An 18,940-nucleotide genomic window follows, 5' to 3' on the forward strand; every position below is an offset into this window, starting at 1 on the left:
CGGTATCAAGGTCATCGACTTGCTCGCGCCTTATGCAAAGGGCGGCAAGATCGGTCTGTTCGGCGGTGCCGGCGTTGGCAAGACCGTTCTTATTCAGGAACTGATCAACAACATCGCAAAGGGCCATGGCGGCGTTTCGGTGTTTGCTGGCGTGGGTGAGCGCACCCGTGAAGGTAACGATCTCTATCACGAATTCCTCGACGCTGGCGTTATTGCAAAAGACGCTGACGGCAACCCAACACCAGAAGGTTCCAAGGTTGCTTTGGTATTCGGCCAGATGAACGAGCCTCCCGGTGCGCGTGCACGCGTCGCCTTGTCAGGCCTGACCATGGCAGAATATTTCCGCGACGAAGAAGGCCAGGACGTTCTGTTCTTTGTCGACAATATTTTCCGCTTCACGCAGGCCGGTTCCGAAGTGTCCGCACTTCTTGGCCGTATTCCTTCGGCTGTGGGTTATCAGCCAACGCTGGCAACCGACATGGGTCAGTTGCAAGAGCGTATTACCTCGACCACCAAAGGTTCGATTACCTCGGTTCAGGCGATTTACGTTCCCGCAGATGACTTGACCGACCCTGCGCCAGCCACGTCGTTTGCCCACTTGGACGCGACAACCACGCTGAACCGTGCGATCTCGGAGCTTGGCATTTATCCAGCCGTTGACCCGCTCGACTCAGTCAGCCGCGTGTTGACGCCAGCCGTTGTCGGCCAGGAGCATTATGACACTGCCCGCCGCGTTCAGGAAACGTTGCAGAAGTACAAATCGCTTCAGGACATTATCGCGATTTTGGGCATGGACGAATTGTCGGAAGACGACAAATTGACCGTCACCCGTGCACGTAAAATCCAGCGCTTCCTGTCACAGCCTTTCCACGTCGCTGAAGTCTTCACCGGCATCTCCGGCAAGTTTGTTCAGGTCGAAGATACGGTGAAGTCGTTCAAGGCTGTAGTCGACGGCGAATATGACCATCTTCCACAAGCTGCTTTCTACATGGTCGGCGGCATCGAAGAAGCGGTTGCAAAGGCCGCCAAGATGGCTGCGGAGGCGGCATAAGCCATCATGGCATTGAAATTCGAACTCGTAACCCCTGAGAAACTCTATCGCTCGGACGACGTCTATATGGTCGTCGTTCCGGGCACTGAGGGCGACTTCGGTGTGTTGGTTGGCCATAGCCCGATGATGAGCACATTGCGCAATGATGCGGCGCTTGAGATCTATAAAACGCGAGGTGCGACGCCGGAGCGGTTGATAATCGCTGGTGGCTTTGCCGAGGTGAACGACAAAGGGCTTACCGTCCTCGCCGAACGCGTAGACGCTTAACAAAGACTGCGGTGTGCGCCCCCATCAGGGGGCTTCATCGCCCCAGATGCGCTCCGTCTCAATATAGCCATAGCGCCCGTCGTTTTCGAACCGGCAATAACCGTTGTCGCATTCGTCAATAATGCCGACGACTCCCGGCTCCACGCGCCACGAGACATGCGCCGCAGGGTCAGGAGCATCGCGTAAAGCGCCAATCTCTGTACCAGTGACGATGGCAGTCCGCTTGGGGCTCAAAAGCCGGACGTGCAGCCACCCTTCATCACCATCAATATCTTTGACCTTGCGCCAAACGCTGTGCACCGCCAAAACCTTCACGGGAAGGTTTTGGCGCTTGTACACCCATTTGACCGGAAATTCCGTACTTGGCCCTGTGCGCATCCGCGCCTCGGATTCCTCGATAGATGCCCAATAAGGCGTTTTTTGCTGGGCCTGAGAAGCGGTCGACGCTGCACCAAGCAACGCAAGCAATATTGCCCCTTTGACGTGCATCGAACTTTGCTGCTTTACCATATTTGCCACCACCGACATGCTCTATACGGTAAGCGTAATACGCTGCGCAACCATCCTGTCTTGACCTTGCCGCAAATTCGGCATTAGTCAGCAATATGCCAGAACTTAGCCGCATCGAACGTCCTGTTATTCGTGTCACGCGCACACTTTTGCCTGCGGTAGAAAAGCGGATGGCCGAGTTATTCGATGCAAGCTTCAACTCCGACGATACGCCGCTCTCGCGCGCAGCCTTGATCGAAGTAATGGCAGATTGCGATGTGTTGGTTCCAACTGTAACTGATACCATTGATGCCGAGGTCATTGCTGCGGCACCAGCACGACTTAAACTCATTGCAAGCTATGGCGCCGGGGTAAACCATATCGACCTTGCCGCCGCGAAAGCCAAAGGCATCATGGTGACCAACACGCCAGGCGTTTTCACTGACGATACGGCCGACCTGACGATGGCGTTGATTCTGAACGTGCCGAGGCGGCTTGGTGAAGGACATCGCGCCATGCGCAACGGTGAATGGCGTGGCTGGAGCCCGACAAATATGCTCGGCCACCGAATTGGCGGAAAGACTCTGGGCATTATAGGGCTGGGCAGGATCGGCGAAGCTGTCGCACTACGGGCAAAGGCGTTTGGCCTCAATATCATCTACAACAAAAGACACCGCTTACCTGCGAGTGTCGAAGATGAACTTAATATCACGTTTGAGCCGGACATTGACCGATTGATCGCACGGTCCGACATTATCAGCCTGCATTGCCCGCTGACTGCGGAAACCGACAAGATTATCAACGCCGAACGTATCGCGCTTATGAAAGCCAACGCATATATCATCAACAGCTCGCGCGGTGAGTTGATTGACGAGAATGCCTTGATCGAAGCGTTAGAAACCGGACGCATTGGCGGTGCGGGTTTGGACGTCTACACGCATGAGCCAGCAGTAGACCCCCGCCTATTCAACATACCGAATGTCGTGTTACTTCCCCATTTAGGCAGCGCGACGTTTGAAGGCAGGGAAGCGTCGGGCGAGCGCGTTATTACTAATATCCGTGTTTGGGCCGATGGCCACCGGCCGCCGGATCAGGTCCTTGAAGGCTGGAAATAGCAAAGTCCGTCCAAGGCCGCCTGCGCGCGCGACGGGGCGCGATATCAAGCGTCTTGTAAGGTCAACGTCCGGAACAAGCTGCGATCAAGCGTGGCATCAAATTTGCAGCCCAAGCGGTCGCCTTCCGACCAGACGGCAGTGGCACCAATGGGTTCGCTTCCCGCTAGACGCAACCAGAGCCGGTCGCCGACTTTCACGCCACCTTCAAAAAGCACACGGCAGCCATAAGCCGACACATCGATTAGCAGCCCCGAAATTGGTTGCTTGGCGTGTTTACGGACGGAAACTTTTCCCAACAGTACAGGGTGGCGATGCGACTGGCGCTGTTCAAGCCGCGCCGGCGGCACTTTTCGAAACTGAGTCGTTTGATACCCCATAATCCCTCCGTCGCTGCAAAGCTAAGCAAACAAGGTCAATATTTGGTAAATGTAAAACGAGGTTAATTTCCAGTAAGAATACGGTCCATCAACTGCTGCACTGTCGGGACGAAACCGTTCGAGTAAAACGGATCTTTTCCGAACAGATATGCGCTATGCCCTGCAAACATCAGATTTTCATCGATGGGAGCGCCATGTGCAATATTCTGCAATGCCTTTTGAATGCAGAAACTGCGCGGATCAGCAAGGCGTCCGGTGGAGTTGTTGTCATGGTCTTTCCACGACGAAAATCCGCAGTGGGACAAACATCCCATGCAATCCTTCTGATCCTTTCGGATAACCTCACCAGATGACGGTGTTACAAAAACCACTGAATTGTCAGGCGTTTTTAGCGCGACAGTGTATCCGCGTGCATCCCATTCACGGGCTTTCATCAGATCGGTTGGTTTGACCCAGAAATTCTTGCCTTTGACACCCACATCAAGCTGAGTGTTATGCTCGGCATCGGCGACCTGCACAAAGGGAATCTGACGCTCCGATCGGGCCTGAAGCTCAAGCAAAAACGGGTTTATCACTGCACTTGAATAAAAACCGGTGGGCGAAAACTGATGCAACAAAACGCCATCTTCCGGAATTTGGGTCAACGCGTCTTTCCAGCCCGTCGGTATCGGGCTTTCCTGCGTCAACAGCGGCCGCGTTCCGAGCTGGAATGCAATCTGGCCAAGTTCGGGATTATCAATCCAGTCGTTCCAGTCGCGCAAGAACCATACGCCGCCCGCCATAACAATCGGCACATCGTCTGAAATGCCTTCAACGCGCATCACATCGCGCAACGCTTTTACCCGAGGATAGGGGTCCTCAGGGCTGCGCGGATCTTCTGCGTTAGACAGTCCATTATGCCCGCCTGCGAGCCACGGATCTTCATAGACCACTGCGCCCAGCCATTCGGGCACCTTGTGATAAGCGCGTTTCCACAATGCGCGAAATGCGCGCGCGGAGCTGACGATGGGCAAATAATAAACGCCATATTGTGCTGCGATTTCGGACAGCTTGTAAGGCATGCCCGCTCCGCAGGTTACGCCGGTGACCATGCCCTTTGTCGCTTCGAGAACGCCGTGCAAGATACGCTGGGCACCGCCCATTTCCCACAACACGTTGATGTTGATTGCGCCGCGACCGTTCGCCATTTCATGTGCCAGGCGCACCTGCGCGATTCCGCCACGAATGCCATATTCGACCAACTCTTCATGGCGTTCGGCACGCGTCTTGCCATGGAAAACCTGTGGGATCATCTCGCCATTTTCGTCATAGCTGTCGGCATTTACCGCAGACACAGTGCCAATGCCGCCAGCCGCAGCCCATGCGCCGGAGCTTGCATGATTGGTGGCTGCAACACCCTTGCCGCCTTCGACCAATGGCCATACTTCACGGCCACCGTAGATAATGGGTTTCAAGCCCTTGAACACAATTACGACCCCTAAAACTATGGCTTAAAGCGTTGTTCAGCGCGCTCCTATGCTAATGCGCTATCCCAAATATTTAGCTTTGTCGCGCAAAATCCGCACGATTCATGGCCGAACCGTATAGCTGTCGATAGCGGGCAAACATCGTTGCTTCATCATATTGAGAGCAAGCTATGAGACGGTTTGCGGCACCCAATTTTTCACGCAATTCGGCGTTGTTTGCCAAGTCCCTGATGGCGTTGGCCAATCCCGGCTCATCCGTTCGTGCCGCTACAAATCGTGCGTTTTCACGCGCAATGATGTTGCGCACATCACCCACATCAGTCGACACGATCGGAAGGGCACTCGTCATTGCCTCGATCAACGAGACCGGATATTGTTCGCTATCTGATGACAAAGCAAAAATGTCGAAAAGTCGGATATAGCGCGCCGAGTCCCGCAGAGCGCCCGGCATCATCACACGGTCCGAAATGCCAAGCCGCTGCGCCTCTGCCAAAATATTATCCCGGTCGGGCCCGTCGCCCACAATCGCAAGACGTATATGTGGACCGGCCGCAGCAACTGCGCGCACGAGTCTGCGCAGGTTCTTGACTGGTCGTAGTGCCGCAATCGTCCCAACGACAATTTCGCCGTCGCGTTTTTGAAAGCCCGGAAATGATCCACGTTGAGGACGGCGGTTAAAATGTTCGGTGTCTACACCGTTGGGAAAACGACAGATCTTCTCCAGCGGCTGGTGCCAAGCATTGCGCGCAATCTGCTCGAGCGCTTTGGACGGGACAACGATTGCGTTGGTCCGTTGCAGGGCAATCGTTCTGAACCAGTTTCGCCGCATATTCAGGCGTTCAATTTCATCCTGTTCAAACCCGTCCTCGTGGTGGATCAGCGGCGGTAAGCTCATGCTCCGCGTAAACAATGTGTGCGCCATCACGCCGTCAATGGCACCCCAATCATGGCTGAGAACGAGGTGAAATTTTTTCATATAGCTGGCCAGTTGGCGGTAACGGCCCATTCCGGGGAACCTACCGAGCGACGGCGCGTCTTTGGGGAACTTGACCTTCACACGGCGGTCGATAGCATCTGCTGCACCAAATGCATTGCTGACAGCCGACACAATGATGTGCTCGGCCTGTCCGCCAAAATGGTTCATCAGACGAGCAGTGCGCATTTGCTGGTCACCTAAGTCAAAATTGCTATGCAAATGCAGAATGCGGACCGCCGCCATACTTGTCTTTCCAGTTTGCACCGCCCAGATGCGTTAGATGAATAATAAACCAATCGCCTCCCCCTACCGCCCTGATCCAAAAATCGCCAGTCTCGGCGCGAAAATTGGCTATCCCGTGCAGGCGGCGAAGTTCCCGGACACAATTTTGCGGTTTCGCAATGACCGTTGGGCGACAACAATAGGGTTGGCAGAATATGATGATGGAACTTGGGTTCGGCATTTCGGGCGCTTCGAACCGCTGCCCGATAACTTGCCCGAGCCACTTGCCCTGCGCTACCATGGCCACCAGTTTCGCGTCTACAATCCGGAAATCGGTGACGGTCGCGGCTTTCTCTTTGCGCAGATGCGCGATGGCGAAGCGCGGCTGATGGACCTAGCCACTAAAGGTTCCGGAACCACGCCCTTTAGCCGCCGAGGTGATGGCCGCCTGACGTTGAAGGGCGGCGTCCGCGAGATATTGGCTACCGAAATGTTGGAGGCGCTTGGCGTCAACACTTCCAAAACCTTTTCGATCATTGAAACTGGCGAGGAACTGATACGCGGAGACGAACCGTCTCCCACAAGGTCTGCGGTCATGGTCCGGCTTAGCCACAGTCACATTCGCATTGGCAGTTTTCAACGCATTGCCGCAGAGGGCGATGCAGAATTGATGCATGAGCTAATCGATTATTGCCTGAACCAACTCTACGATGTCACACCGTCGGAAAACGCTCCGGCGCAATTGCTAGAGCTCGCGGTGGAACGGGTCGCCGATCTCGCCGCGTCCTATATGGTCGCGGGCTTTGTTCATGGCGTACTGAACACCGACAACATCAATATTACCGGCGAAAGTTTTGATTACGGGCCGTGGCGTTTTACCCAGTATTGGGATCCGCAATTCACGGCAGCATATTTCGATGAATCCGGGCTTTATGCCTTTGGCCGGCAGGCAGAAGCGCTGCACTGGAACCTTGGGCAGCTTGCTGTTGCGTTGCGGCTTGTCTGCGACGCCCCCCCGCTAATCGCTGCGCTGGAAAGATTTTCTGATCTATACCAGCGAGCGGTAGTCCGACGATTTCTCTGGCGATTGGGCGTAGAATCGCGTGGCGAGACTGACGACCGGCAGTTGGTCGAAGCCGCGGAACGCGCAATGTCACGCGAGAAAATTCCCATCGATGAATTTTTCCATGGCTACCGCAACGGGAATACAAACGCGTTCGATGCACAGGGTGAATATCAACGCGCGTTCGCCGGGTTATTGGGCGGCTATTCTGCGCATGATCCCGCTCCTGACACATATTGGAATGACGGCCCGATATGCTCGATGCTGATCAACGAGGTTGAAGATATCTGGCAAGCAATCGCCGAACGCGACGATTGGCAACCGCTTTATCAAAAAGTCGCCGCCATTCGCCTTATGGGTTTGGCGCTTGCAACCGACGCACGGTAAAGTTCTTCTAGCCTCAGGCCAATATATCCTGATTTGATGCAAGCCGCACAGTTGCCCAAGTTAGCAGGATGGAAAAATCACGCGTATATCTGGTAGGTGCTGGTCCCGGCGATCCGGAGTTACTGACTGTCAAGGCTGTCCGGTTAATCTCGGCCGCCGATATTGTAGTTCATGATGGCCTGGTCGACGCCGCAATCATGGCACTCATCAACCCTGGGGCGCGGCTGATTTCCGTCGCGAAAAGCCGGTCCCGTCACTCGGTTCCGCAAGAGGGCATTAACGAAATACTCGTCCGGGAGGCGCAGGCTGGCCATTTGGTTGTTCGGTTAAAAGGCGGCGATCCCTTCATCTTCGGGCGGGGCGGCGAAGAGGCAGAGGCTTGCCGCGCAGCCGGTGTCGAAGTTGAGGTGGTGCCAGGCATTTCTGCTGCCATGGGCGGCGCAGCGACCGCGATGCTTCCCCTCACGCACCGTGATGCCGCCAGTGCCGTCACTTTTGTCGCGGGGCAGTGCAAGGGCCTGACCGACCAGAATTGGGCTGGTTTGGCTGGCAAGGGCCGCACGCTCGTCATCTACATGGGCATCGCGACGGCGGCGGACATCACCGAGAAGCTCATTTGCGATGGCCTGTCCCCCGATACTCCAGTGGCAGTGTTAGAACGCGCCACAAGGCCCGATGCACGCGCCATGCGCACCATATTAACTGACTTGGGCGACATGATTGCCCGCGAAGCTGTGGTGTCCCCTGCCATTATCATCGTGGGCGATGTTGTCCTGAAGTCCGATGCCGAAGACCGGCTGATCCATTTTGCCAAACAGGCGGAGAAAATTGCGTGAAATTACTGACCGGAAATGAACTGGGATCAGGCGCGGTAACGTGGTGGACGGGCGTTGGCTGGTCCATTCATGTCGAAGATGCGGCCGATGTCGGCGAACATGGTGAAGCCATTCTCCACACCGAAGAAGGGGCTCGCCGGGTCAACGCCCCTTATATTATCGACGCACTTCCAACCCCCGAGGGGCCCCGCCCCGCGCATATCAAAGACCGCATTCGCGCGCTTGGCCCGACGGTTCGCCACGACCTCTCACTTAAGCCAGCTGATCCAACAGCTGGCGACTGGATTATCTGACATGTACAAATATGACCATTATGACCAAGCGATGGTGGACGCCCGCGTTGCGGAATTTCGCGACCAGATCGAGCGCCGCATTGCGGGCGACATTACTGAGGATCAGTTCAAGCCGCTGCGGTTGATGAACGGCCTCTATCTTCAACTGCATGCCTATATGCTGCGCGTCGCCATCCCATATGGCACGCTTGATTCAAGGCAAATGCGGATGCTGGCGCATATCGCGCGCAAATATGACCGTGATTATGGCCATTTTACCACGCGCCAAAATATTCAGTATAACTGGATCAAGCTCGAGGAATGCGCAGATATTCTTCAGGATTTGGCCACCGTCGAAATGCATGCCATCCAGACCAGCGGCAATTGCATCCGCAATATCTCTTCCGACCAATATGCGGGCGCTGCGGCTGATGAAGTTGTTGACCCGCGTCCTTGGGCTGAACTCCTGCGCCAGTGGTCGACCTTCCATCCCGAATTCAGCTATCTTCCGCGCAAATTCAAAATCGCTGTGATTGCCTCGCCTGAGGACCGCGCGGCGATGCGCCTGCATGACATCGGGCTTGAGCTTATCAATCGTGATGGCGAACTGGGTGCAAGGGTCTTTGTAGGCGGCGGGATGGGTCGGACGCCGATGATTGCGCCTGAAATCAATCCATTTGTGAATGCCGACGACCTGTTGAGCTACATCGAGGCCTGCCTGCGCGTCTACAACCGCTACGGACGGCGCGACAATATCTACAAGGCGCGAATCAAAATACTCATTCACGAAATAGGCGCTGATGAATATCGCCGGCAGGTTGCCGAAGAATTTGCCCATGTCAAAACATTGGGGATCGACCCGCCCTTGGTTGAACTCGAGCGCATCAGCGCCTTTTTCGCGCCGCCGGCTTATGATGCCCCGGACATTGAACCGGAACGCAGCGACCCGGATTTCGCTGTATGGCTTGACCAAAATGTTAAGCCGCACAAGCAAGAAGGCTATGCCATCGTTAACATTAGCCTGAAACCCATCGGGGGTATTCCGGGAGATGCCACATCGGCGCAAATCGATGTGATGGCCGACCTTGCCGAAAAATACAGCTTTGACGAACTGCGCGTGACTCATGCGCAGAATATCGTCCTACCTTATGTGGCAAAGCGTGACCTGCATATAGTGTGGCAGGCGTTGCGCGACGCTGACTTGGCCGATGCGAACCTTGACCTGATCAGCGATATCATCGCTTGCCCTGGCCTTGATTATTGCAGCCTTGCAAATGCGCGGTCAATTCCGGTAGCACAAAAAATTGCGACGCGTTTTGCCAATATGGACCGGCAGCGTGACTTGGGCGAGCTGAAGCTCAAAATTTCGGGATGTATCAACGCCTGCGGTCATCATCATGCGGGCCATATCGGCATCTTGGGTGTCGACCGCAAAGGCATCGAAAATTACCAGCTGACGTTTGGCGGCTCTGGCGCAGAAGATGTCAGCATTGGCAAGATCATTGGCCCGGGCTTTGACGAAGATGGCGTCGTCGACGCCGTAGAAAAAGCCACTGAAGTCTACAAGTCTCTGCGCGAAGGTGATGAACGCTTCATCGACACCTATCGACGCGTTGGAATGGACCCGTTTAAGGAGGCGATCTATGGTTGAGTTTCGTTATCGGACCGACGAGGTCACGGAACAACCCTCCGTCACACTGGATGCGTTTTTGGACCAGTCCAATGCGACTGCAGTCCGTTTGGAGCCCGACGATGATGCACGCGCTCTGATCCCCTTTCTGGACCGTTTGACGCTTATTGAAGTGGCGTTTCCCAAATATCGCGATGGCCGGGGCTATAGTTCCGCACGGATCTTGCGGGAGGCTGGTTATAAAGGCGAACTGCGCGCCCAAGGCGACATTTTGGTTGACCAGATCGCGTTCATGCGGCGGTGCGGATTTGATAGCTTTGCCCCTGAGGCGTCATTAAACCCGGACGCCGTTGCGCGCGCGTTGTCCAATTACGACCATGTCTATCAAAAAGCCGCAGATAGCACAGTTCCCATTTGGAAATTACGCCATGGGTGACATGGTCCGCGTTGCAGATCGTATCAACACCGCCCCGCGATATTCAGAGGCCGATGCCGTCCGCCTGAATAACATGTTTCGGGGCCGCGATACGGTTGAGATGCTGACCGCCTTGTTGCGCGACAATATGTTAGGCGATGCTGCAATTGTCTCAAGCTTTGGAGCGGAAAGCGCTGTTTTGCTGCACTTGATTGCAGCCATCGACCCGTCGATTCCAGTTCTGTTTCTGGACACGGGCAAGCATTTTCCCGAAACCATAACATATCGCGAAGAACTGCGTGCGATGCTTGGTTTGCGCGATCTTCGTATATTGAAGCCCGATCCCGCACTGCTTAGCCAAAAAGATGAAACCGGCCTGCGTTGGTCATACGATCCCGACGGGTGCTGCAACATCCGCAAGGTTTTGCCGCTAAGTGCAGCGCTTGCCGGGTTTGACGCGCAGTTTACCGGTCGCAAGGCGTTCCAATCAGCGACGCGCAAGGCTTTGCCACGTTTCGAAATTGAAGATGGCCGGTTAAAGGTCAATCCGTTGGCCGACTGGGACAAAGCCAAAATCGACGATTATATGACAGAGCATGGCCTGCCACCGCATCCGTTGGTGGAGCTAGGCTACCCATCGATCGGTTGCTCCCCTTGCACCACTAAGGTGGCACCGGGCGAGGACCCACGTTCAGGTCGTTGGAAGGGTTGGGATAAGGTTGAATGCGGGATACATAACGCCGTGACGCCAATTGGCGATAGCGCTAACGATCCGATTTTCTAATTAAGGCTAAGTCACTTTCAGCAAATGTAATGCGATGGACATCTTAGTCCAGATGTCGTCATCTTAGTCCAGATATCGTCATCCTAGTCCAGATATCGTCATCCTTTGTTTCAGGATTACGAGCAGCGGAGGAGTGTTATCCTGAAACAAGTTCAGGATGACGAAACCTTTTTGTTTCAAAGTTTTACATTTTAAGTTGACGGAAATGAAGGTGCTGAAACGAGTTCAGCACGACGCGCGCGCGCGCCGCACAGGCTACAAGATGAGTTTCGGCTCATCCTTCTGGAAAAAATACGCCTGAACATCAGACGCAATCCGCGCCGGACGCAACGTTTCTGCATCCACACAGCACCAGCTTGATTTCACCTCGGCCAAAACTTCTTCACCGCGCTTGATAACCGTATCGTAAAACGACCGAGCACCATGCACTTTTTCCAGGACCACCGACGCGATTACCTCATCATCAAGAAATGCTGGCTTGCGGTAAGTGATTTCGTGCTTGAGGGCGACCCAAAGATATTTCGCAGCCGTTTCGGGCGGAGCAAGCTTATTCCAGTGCGCCAAAACCGCGTCCTGAACCCAGTTCAGATAACGTGCATTGTTCACATGACCCATGAAGTCAATGTCAGACGGCAACACGCCAATATGGTGAAGGTGGGAGAGCGCTTTAGTCATACGAACCCTGATATAGTCAGGAATCCGAATTTTAACAGCCTATCTGCCGGAAAAAAGTGAACGTATAAGCGGATAAACACGATCAAACGCGGGCTGCGTCACTTGCGGGTTGGTTCCGATGCCCCCACATCAACACTGATGGCAAAACCAGTTGGAAAATCTTGGCGCGATACCAATGCCTTCCGGTGGTGCATGCTTATGGTTGGGTGGCTACTCGTCGTTGGTGCCCCACTTCTTGGCCCGATCCCCGGACCGGGGCCACTCCTCATTTTACCTGTGGGGCTAGCACTCATTCTTAAAAACTCACTGTGGGCGAAGAAACGATATGCCCGGCTTGCGCGGCGCCACCCGGAATATGCGCGCTGGGCCAATTGGGCGATGCGGCGAACCAAGGTCACCCACCGCCCGGCTTTTCCGGACGTTAAGGGAGATTTCCTCCATCTGTTTCGCCGTGATGATATCGATATGAAAATGCCCTGACCTGTGTTGACTTTTAGACGTCCTGACCGTATCGGCCACAGCAACAGAAGCGGTCGCTGCACAGATTCGGTGGCCTATTTCATATCAAGACGCAAAAAATTTAAGGATTACAGTCATGAAGCGCACTTTTCAGCCGAGCAATCTCGTGCGTGCACGCCGCCACGGTTTTCGTCTCCGCATGTCAACTGCTGCAGGCCGCAACATCCTGAACGCGCGTCGCGCACGCGGCCGCAAGAAGCTGTCGGCTTAATCATCCAGCAGGCGGACCGCGATATGCGCGGTTACAGCATCATCAAAAAACGGTCAGAATTTCTGGCTGCCAACCGGGGGAAGCGATATGCAACTCCCGGTTTTGTTTTGCTAATACGCGACCGGCAGGATGATTCATCGGATGTCCGTTTGGGCATCACCATCACGAAAAAAGTTGGCAACGCCGTTGTACGCAACCGCATGCGCCGACGATTTCGCGCTCTAGCTCAGGAAATGCTGAGTGCACATGGCAAGGCCGGCGCTGACCATATCCTGATCGGGCGCGATGGCGGCATTGAACGCGATTTCGGCGACCTGCGAGCCGACATGATGAAGGCATTGGGGAAGCTATGTCAAAACCGAAGTGCTGAGCATGTCGAAGCACGTCCAGACGATATGCGCCCTTCGACAGGCTCAAGGCTACGGCAAGCATGATCGCAAAGCTCTTGATCCTCGTTGCAAGGGCTTGGCAGATAGGGCCGTCGCGGGTTTTGCCGCCAACGTGCCGCTACAGTCCGAGTTGTTCTGCCTACGCAATCGAGGCGCTTCAAAAACATGGCGCAATTAAGGGTGGCTGGCTGGCCACCAAACGGCTATTGCGCTGCCAACCTTGGGGTGGGCACGGCTATGACCCAGTGCCGTAACGCCCAATTTATTGATTAGTAGGGATTTTTAGACGTGGACGATAAACGCAACTTGATATTTGCAGTTTTGCTGACAGGCCTCATTCTGTTTGGGTGGCCTTATGTTGCGAGCTACTTCTTCCCTACCCCTCCCCCCGTCAGCACAGCGGCCAAGTCCTCCGGCAGCGTGTCAGGTGCTTCGACATCCGAAGTCTCAGTCGAAGCTGCGCCAGCCAAATTGCAAGCTGTCCCGCTGGGCAACGCGCTTCAATCCTCGGCACGTATCCTTGTTGAAACACCAAAGCTCAAAGGCTCAGTCAATTTAGAAGGCGCAAAGATTGATGATCTCGTCCTACTGACTCACCGCACTGAGCTTGCCAAGGACTCTGCCCCGGTTCGTCTCTTTGCGCCATCGGGTACCAAGAACGCCTATTTCGCGCGTTTTGGTTGGGCTGGCACGGGCATCATTGCACCCAATGACAAAACAGTCTGGACGCCGAGCGGCAACAAATTGACGCCGTCGACGCCTGTGACCTTAAGCTGGACCAACCCGCAAAGTCAGACATTCGAAATAGCTTTGTCGATTGACGAAAATTATATGATTAGCGCGAAACAGCGATTCACTAATAACGGTACTGCACCAGCTGAAATCGCCAATTTCGCATTGCTTAGCCGCACCGGCAAGCCTGCCGACGCCACTAAGGGTGGTTCCATATTCACGCATATTCACATCGGGCCCATGGGCGTCTTCGACAATAAGCCCAATTACGACTGGGGCTATATCGATGTGGAAGAGAATAAGGGTGAGACGTCGTTTAGCAGCACGGGCGGTTGGCTTGGCTTTACCGACAAATATTGGCTAGGCGCGCTTATCCCCGATCAGAAAACCCCTGTATCGGCCAAGTTCCGAGCCAGTGGCAATGTCTATCAGGCGCAGGTTATCCCGACGCGCTACACCAGTGTGGCCGCTGGTGCCGCCCTCGAGACCAATTCCCGCTTATTTGCAGGCGCGAAGGAAATGGCTGTTCTGGACGGCTATTCAAAGAAATTAGGCATTCCCTATCTGGACTACGCCATAGATTGGGGCTGGTTTTGGTTCATTGCGATCCCGTTCTTCTGGATCCTCCATTGGCTGTTTGGCCTGTTTGGCAACTTTGGTCTCGCTATTATAGGTCTGACCGTGATTGTCCGTGGCTTCATGTATCCCGTCGCACAAAAGCAGTTTGCTTCAATGGCGCAGATGCGCGCAGTCCAGCCCAAGCTCAAGGCGCTTCAAGAACGCTGGAAAGACGACAAGCCGCGCCTTCAGCAGGAAATGATGAAGCTGTATAAGGAAGAGAAGGTCAATCCGCTCGCCGGCTGCCTTCCCATCTTGCTGCAAATTCCAATCTTCTTTGCACTCTATAAAATCCTGCTGCTATCGATTGAAATGCGCCACCAGCCGTTTGTGTTATGGATTAAGGATCTTTCGGCGCCCGATCCGCTGACACCGATCAACCTGTTTGGATTGATACCATTTGACCCGCCTTCATTCATTGCGATTGGCGTTCTGCCGATCCTGCTCGGCGTGACAATGTGGTTGATGCAAAAATTGAATCCTCAGCCCATGGACGAAGTGCAGAAGCAAGTTTTTGCTGTCATGCCGTGGTTCCTGATGTTCATCATGGCGCCATTTGCTGCTGGTCTGCAATTATATTGGGTCATGTCGAACCTGGTGTCGATCGCACAGCAAAAGTGGTTATATTCGAGGCACCCGGTATTGCGGGAACAAATGGCACGTGACGCCGAAGAAAAGGCGCAGGCAAAGGCGAATGCACAGGCGTGAAACATAATCTTTTCGTCATCCCGAACTTGTTTCGGGATAACATGCGACCGTCGCCTGTTATCCTGAATCGAGTTCAGGATGACGGTTTTTGGAATTAGTGACCGATAATGGACCATAATAAAATCTTTTCAGGGCCAGTCGCGTTTCTGAAATCGGCACCAAAGCTTGAATTTCTGCCCGAACCAACGGTGCCAGAAATCGCGTTTGCTGGTCGGTCGAATGTCGGCAAGTCAAGCCTGATCAACGCGCTGGTCAATCGCAACAATCTGGCACGCGCATCGAACACACCGGGACGAACGCAAGAGCTTAACTTCTTCGACGTAGGCGACCCTGCGCTGTTTCGGATCGTTGATATGCCGGGCTATGGTTATGCAAAAGCGCCGGTTAAGACCGTTCAGCAATGGCGTTACTTGATAAACGACTATCTGCGCGGCCGCGTGGTGTTGAAACGGGTATTTGTTCTCATCGACAGCCGCCATGGTATTAAAGAAGTCGATCACGACATCATGAAGATGCTCGATAATGCAGCGATCAGTTACCGCATCGTGCTGACAAAGACCGACAAGATTAAAGCGAGCGATCTTGAGGCTGTTGAGGCCGATACGATGACCAAATTGCGCAAACATGTTGCGGCGTATCCCGACCTTTCGATAACCTCAGCTGAAAAGCGGGGGGGCATAGAAGAATTGCGTGCGGCAGTGCTGGAAGCGGTAGCAAGCTAACCTATCCGTTTGTGTCGAGCATTGTCGAGACACCGTGAGGTCACGGGCTGCGCGGAAGTGTCTCGACTGCGCTCGACACGAACGGAAAAGCGAGTAATTAAGTCGTAATGACCCTGAAACTTATCATCGGTAACAAGGCCTATTCAAGCTGGTCGCTTCGCGGATGGCTGGCTGCGAAGCAATCCGGATTACACTTCGACGAAATTACGGTTCCGCTGTTTGATCAAGGCTGGGACGAGCGAAAGCGTGAGGAAGACCTTGCGCCATCATCTGGCAAGGTACCAATCCTGTGGGACGGTGAAGCCGTTATCTGGGACAGCCTTGCAATCATTGATTATCTCGCTGACAAGGTGGGACGGGACCGTTATTGGCCAAAAGACGATGTTGCCCGGGGCATGGCGCGTTCAATCGCGGCCGAGATGCATTGCGGCTACACATCGCTTCGGCGCGAATGCCCGATGAACACCCGAAAGACATTCAGCAACGTGACCGTATCCGAAGATACGCGGACTGACGCGATCCGCATTTTGCAGACATGGGCAGAGGCGCGATCACGGTTCGGCAAGGACGGCCCTTATCTGTTCGGTACATTCAGCGCTGCGGACATCATGCTATCGCCTGTTGTCACGCGGTTTGTCACTTATGGGTTCACGCTGCCGGGTTTTGCGCAGGCCTATGTTGAGGCGATGATGGCGCATCCATGGATGGAAGAATGGTATGCGCAGGCCGCAGACGAGCCTTGGACCATTGAACGTATCGAGAGCGCCGCTACTTAAGCGTATTTAGCCGCATTGCGCGCGGTGGAGAAGCTTCTGATCGGCAAGGACAAGCGCCATCATCGCTTCGACGACCGGAGTTCCCCTAATGCCGACACAGGGGTCATGGCGACCCTTGGTAACGATGTCAGTGGCGCTGCCGTCGCTTTTAATGGTTTCGACTGGAGTAAGGATCGACGATGTAGGTTTGAACGCGACGCGCACCAAGACAGGCTGCCCTGTTGAAATGCCACCAGCAATGCCACCTGCATTATTTGCCAAAAACTCGGGTTGGTTTGACCCTTCGGCGGCGGGCCGCATACGGTCTGCATTTTCTTCACCACGCAAGCGCGCCGCGCCAAAGCCGGCACCGATCTCCACGCCCTTTACCGCGTTAATGCTCATCATCGCCGCCGCAAGTTCGCTGTCCAGCTTTGCGTATAAAGGCGCACCCCAGCCGGGTGGAACACCTGTGGCAACGCATTCAATGACAGCGCCAAGCGACGAGCCAGCCTTACGGGCTTCGTCGACCAGTATCTCCCATCGCCCGGCTGCCGCTTCGTCAGGGCAAAAGAACGGATTCTTGACGATTTGCGCAGCTTCGAAATTGTCGCGGTTGATGCTATCGCCGCCGATCTCGGCGACATAGGCTAGAATTTCTACATCGGGCATGACCGCACGTGCAACCGCGCCAGCGGCAACACGTGCAGCCGTTTCCCGCGCACTTGACCGTCCGCCACCGCGGTAATCGCGAAAGCCATATTTGGCGTCATAGCTATAATCGGCGTGTCCCGGGCGATAGGCCTTGGCAACGTCGGAATAATCTTTCGATCGTTGATCAACATTTTCGATCATCAGCGAAATCGGCGTGCCAGTCGTGCGACCTTCGAACACACCAGACAAGATGCGCACCTGGTCCGGCTCCTGCCGCTGCGTAGTAAAGCGAGAAGTGCCTGGGCGACGTTTATCGAGGAACGGCTGAATATCCGCCTCGGAAAGCGCTAGTCCTGGTGGGCATCCATCGACCACCGCGCCAAGCGCTAGTCCATGACTTTCACCCCAAGTCGTAAAACGAAATACGCGGCCGAAGGTGTTAAAGCTCATTTGCGGTTTCCGTCTTTTTCCTGTGAACCGAACGATAGCGGACCTGTTCCTTGCCTATCCAAGTCCGGATTGCACGAAATATGATCAGCGTGATAGCAACAGCAAGCACACGCGCGGCGTGGGGATGGCCGTAAGCTAACCCGATACGCCCTGCCCAGACAAACGCGCCAATCACGGCCACAAATCCCGCCATAGAAACAAAAGCATCGAGGATCGGCGGAAGGCCTTCCCAATAATGGCGGGCGTGCCAATATCCATGTACGCCAACAAGCACGGCACAGCCCGCGAGCAAGAGAACCAGCTCGTCACTATGCCCCGTGATCATTTACGCGACAGCGATATCAGGAGCATCCTCCTGCTTCATGCCGACGGTGTGATAACCGGCATCGACATGGTGTATTTCGCCGGTGACGCCAGCAGCGAGATCAGAGAGGAAATAAAGCGCCGATGATCCTACATCATCAATCGTCACGTTGCGGCGAAGCGGCGTATTCAACTCATTCCATTTCAGAATATAGCGGAAGTCGCCGATACCCGACGCCGCAAGCGTTTTGATCGGGCCAGCTGAAATGGCGTTGACGCGAATGCCCTGCGGGCCGACGTCGTTGGCCAAATACTTAACCGAAGTTTCCAATGCGGCCTTGGCAACGCCCATGACGTTATAATGCGGCATGACTTTTTCGGCGCCATAATAGCTAAGCGTGAGCAACGAACCACCGCCTTCCCCTGTTTCGGGATCAAGCGGCTTCATCATGGCGGTGGCACGCTTGGCAACCGCAGTGAAGCTGTAAACGCTGATGTTCATGGTCATCAGGAAGTCTTCGAGGCCAACCTCGAAATATTTGCCGCGCAACGCTTCCTTGTTGGTGAAGCCAATGGCGTGCACAACGAAATCAATCGTGGGCCATTTGCCCGCCAACGTCTCAAAAGCACGGTCCAGATTGGCCATGTCGGCCACATCGCAGTCAATCAGGAAATCACAATTAAGCTGTCCAGCCAGTGGACGCACCCGCTTTTCCATCACCTCGCCTTGATAGCTAAACGCCAGTTCAGCCCCTTCGGCATGCAACCGCTTGGCGATACCCCATGCGAGCGACTTGTCGTTGGCAAGCCCCATAATAAGCCCGCGCTTGCCCGCCATCAATCCAGTCATAAAA

The 18,940-nt window shown here is 54.6% G+C and carries 24 protein-coding genes; 16 read left to right on the plus strand and 8 right to left on the minus strand.

The genetic code is table 11. The features are described 5' to 3' along the window. A partial coding sequence (gene atpD / locus ACLL9E_RS01700) for a F0F1 ATP synthase subunit beta (RefSeq protein WP_411290014.1) occupies positions 1-1,051 on the plus strand: 1,051 nt, incomplete at its 5' end. A 6-nt stretch (positions 1,052-1,057) separates the two neighbouring features. Beyond that, the gene (locus ACLL9E_RS01705; protein WP_411290015.1) at positions 1,058-1,318 is read left to right on the plus strand and encodes an ATP synthase F1 subunit epsilon; all 261 of its coding nucleotides are present in this window, start codon (positions 1,058-1,060) and stop codon (positions 1,316-1,318) included. A gap of 24 nt (positions 1,319-1,342) precedes the next feature. Here ACLL9E_RS01705 and ACLL9E_RS01710 read toward each other — a convergent pair whose 3' ends face one another. Then, entirely contained in the window at positions 1,343-1,828 is a 486-nt protein-coding gene (locus tag ACLL9E_RS01710; protein ID WP_411290016.1) for an SH3 domain-containing protein, read from the minus strand. Between the two features lie 95 nt (positions 1,829-1,923). Here ACLL9E_RS01710 and ACLL9E_RS01715 point away from each other — a divergent pair, with 95 nt between their 5' ends. Then, complete coding sequence (locus ACLL9E_RS01715; RefSeq protein WP_411290017.1) at positions 1,924-2,922, plus strand: 2-hydroxyacid dehydrogenase; 999 nt, start codon at positions 1,924-1,926, stop codon at positions 2,920-2,922. Positions 2,923-2,966: 44 nt separating this feature from the next. On the opposite strand, the gene ACLL9E_RS01720 is transcribed toward ACLL9E_RS01715, so the two are convergent. The 3 genes from ACLL9E_RS01720 to ACLL9E_RS01730 all read right to left on the minus strand — a co-directional run bounded on the left by ACLL9E_RS01720 (position 2,967) and on the right by ACLL9E_RS01730 (position 5,927). After that, positions 2,967-3,299 (minus strand): PilZ domain-containing protein, encoded by a 333-nt coding sequence (locus ACLL9E_RS01720; protein ID WP_411290018.1) that lies wholly within the window; start codon positions 3,297-3,299, stop codon positions 2,967-2,969. Between the two features lie 62 nt (positions 3,300-3,361). Next, positions 3,362-4,765 carry an NAD(P)H-dependent flavin oxidoreductase gene (locus ACLL9E_RS01725; protein ID WP_411290019.1) on the minus strand — a complete coding sequence of 468 codons (1,404 nt, stop codon included), beginning with the start codon at positions 4,763-4,765 and terminating at the stop codon, positions 3,362-3,364. 73 nt (positions 4,766-4,838) lie between these two features. Next, a complete protein-coding gene (locus ACLL9E_RS01730; protein WP_411290020.1) occupies positions 4,839-5,927 on the minus strand; it encodes a glycosyltransferase family 4 protein in 1,089 nt (362 codons plus the stop codon). A gap of 94 nt (positions 5,928-6,021) precedes the next feature. Between ACLL9E_RS01730 and ACLL9E_RS01735 the strand changes: the two genes are divergently transcribed. From ACLL9E_RS01735 to ACLL9E_RS01760, 6 genes are all read left to right on the plus strand, one after another. Next, positions 6,022-7,413 carry a protein adenylyltransferase SelO family protein gene (locus ACLL9E_RS01735; protein WP_411290021.1) on the plus strand — a complete coding sequence of 464 codons (1,392 nt, stop codon included), beginning with the start codon at positions 6,022-6,024 and terminating at the stop codon, positions 7,411-7,413. Between the two features lie 68 nt (positions 7,414-7,481). Further along, positions 7,482-8,249 (plus strand): uroporphyrinogen-III C-methyltransferase, encoded by a 768-nt coding sequence (gene cobA, locus ACLL9E_RS01740; protein WP_411290022.1) that lies wholly within the window; start codon positions 7,482-7,484, stop codon positions 8,247-8,249. Next, entirely contained in the window at positions 8,246-8,542 is a 297-nt protein-coding gene (locus tag ACLL9E_RS01745) for a DUF2849 domain-containing protein (RefSeq protein WP_411290023.1), read from the plus strand. Before cobA ends, ACLL9E_RS01745 begins: the two co-directional genes overlap by 4 nt. Position 8,543: 1 nt before the next feature. Continuing rightward, positions 8,544-10,172 (plus strand): nitrite/sulfite reductase, encoded by a 1,629-nt coding sequence (locus tag ACLL9E_RS01750; RefSeq protein WP_411290024.1) that lies wholly within the window; start codon positions 8,544-8,546, stop codon positions 10,170-10,172. Then, a complete protein-coding gene (locus ACLL9E_RS01755) occupies positions 10,165-10,587 on the plus strand; it encodes a DUF934 domain-containing protein (RefSeq protein WP_411290025.1) in 423 nt (140 codons plus the stop codon). Before ACLL9E_RS01750 ends, ACLL9E_RS01755 begins: the two co-directional genes overlap by 8 nt. Beyond that, positions 10,580-11,350: a phosphoadenylyl-sulfate reductase gene (locus ACLL9E_RS01760; RefSeq protein ID WP_411290026.1), complete on the plus strand. Its 771-nt coding sequence runs from the start codon at positions 10,580-10,582 to the stop codon at positions 11,348-11,350. The genes ACLL9E_RS01755 and ACLL9E_RS01760 overlap by 8 nt, the downstream gene beginning before the upstream one ends. A gap of 255 nt (positions 11,351-11,605) precedes the next feature. On the opposite strand, the gene ACLL9E_RS01765 is transcribed toward ACLL9E_RS01760, so the two are convergent. Then, positions 11,606-12,025 carry an acyl-CoA thioesterase gene (locus tag ACLL9E_RS01765; protein WP_411290027.1) on the minus strand — a complete coding sequence of 140 codons (420 nt, stop codon included), beginning with the start codon at positions 12,023-12,025 and terminating at the stop codon, positions 11,606-11,608. Between the two features lie 198 nt (positions 12,026-12,223). Here ACLL9E_RS01765 and ACLL9E_RS01770 point away from each other — a divergent pair, with 198 nt between their 5' ends. The 7 genes from ACLL9E_RS01770 (at position 12,224) to ACLL9E_RS01800 (ending at position 16,700) form a co-directional block, all read left to right on the plus strand. Beyond that, complete coding sequence (locus ACLL9E_RS01770; RefSeq protein ID WP_411290028.1) at positions 12,224-12,505, plus strand: hypothetical protein; 282 nt, start codon at positions 12,224-12,226, stop codon at positions 12,503-12,505. Positions 12,506-12,620: 115 nt separating this feature from the next. Next, positions 12,621-12,755, plus strand: coding sequence for a 50S ribosomal protein L34 (gene rpmH, locus ACLL9E_RS01775; protein WP_125230634.1), 135 nt, complete (start codon positions 12,621-12,623; stop codon positions 12,753-12,755). 23 nt (positions 12,756-12,778) lie between these two features. Further along, the gene (gene rnpA / locus ACLL9E_RS01780) at positions 12,779-13,189 is read left to right on the plus strand and encodes a ribonuclease P protein component (protein ID WP_411290029.1); all 411 of its coding nucleotides are present in this window, start codon (positions 12,779-12,781) and stop codon (positions 13,187-13,189) included. After that, positions 13,186-13,398, plus strand: a complete 213-nt coding sequence (gene yidD / locus ACLL9E_RS01785) for a membrane protein insertion efficiency factor YidD (protein ID WP_411290030.1) — start codon at positions 13,186-13,188, stop codon at positions 13,396-13,398. The genes rnpA and yidD overlap by 4 nt, the downstream gene beginning before the upstream one ends. A gap of 34 nt (positions 13,399-13,432) precedes the next feature. After that, complete coding sequence (gene yidC, locus ACLL9E_RS01790; RefSeq protein ID WP_411290031.1) at positions 13,433-15,202, plus strand: membrane protein insertase YidC; 1,770 nt, start codon at positions 13,433-13,435, stop codon at positions 15,200-15,202. A gap of 107 nt (positions 15,203-15,309) precedes the next feature. Then, positions 15,310-15,924: a ribosome biogenesis GTP-binding protein YihA/YsxC gene (gene yihA / locus ACLL9E_RS01795; protein WP_411290032.1), complete on the plus strand. Its 615-nt coding sequence runs from the start codon at positions 15,310-15,312 to the stop codon at positions 15,922-15,924. Between the two features lie 113 nt (positions 15,925-16,037). Beyond that, on the plus strand, positions 16,038-16,700 hold the full coding sequence (locus ACLL9E_RS01800; RefSeq protein WP_411290053.1) for a glutathione S-transferase family protein: 663 nt from the start codon (positions 16,038-16,040) through the stop codon (positions 16,698-16,700). A 6-nt stretch (positions 16,701-16,706) separates the two neighbouring features. On the opposite strand, the gene aroC is transcribed toward ACLL9E_RS01800, so the two are convergent. From aroC to fabI, 3 genes are read right to left on the minus strand one after another with little or no spacing between them, the layout of a single operon-like run. Continuing rightward, positions 16,707-17,783 (minus strand): chorismate synthase, encoded by a 1,077-nt coding sequence (gene aroC, locus ACLL9E_RS01805; protein WP_411290033.1) that lies wholly within the window; start codon positions 17,781-17,783, stop codon positions 16,707-16,709. Continuing rightward, positions 17,773-18,108: a hypothetical protein gene (locus ACLL9E_RS01810; protein WP_411290034.1), complete on the minus strand. Its 336-nt coding sequence runs from the start codon at positions 18,106-18,108 to the stop codon at positions 17,773-17,775. Before ACLL9E_RS01810 ends, aroC begins: the two co-directional genes overlap by 11 nt. Then, positions 18,109-18,936: an enoyl-ACP reductase FabI gene (gene fabI, locus ACLL9E_RS01815; RefSeq protein ID WP_411290035.1), complete on the minus strand. Its 828-nt coding sequence runs from the start codon at positions 18,934-18,936 to the stop codon at positions 18,109-18,111. Positions 18,937-18,940 lie beyond the last annotated feature (4 nt).

Source organism: Sphingorhabdus sp. (assembly GCF_046596595.1).
Lineage (GTDB): Bacteria > Pseudomonadota > Alphaproteobacteria > Sphingomonadales > Sphingomonadaceae > Sphingorhabdus_B.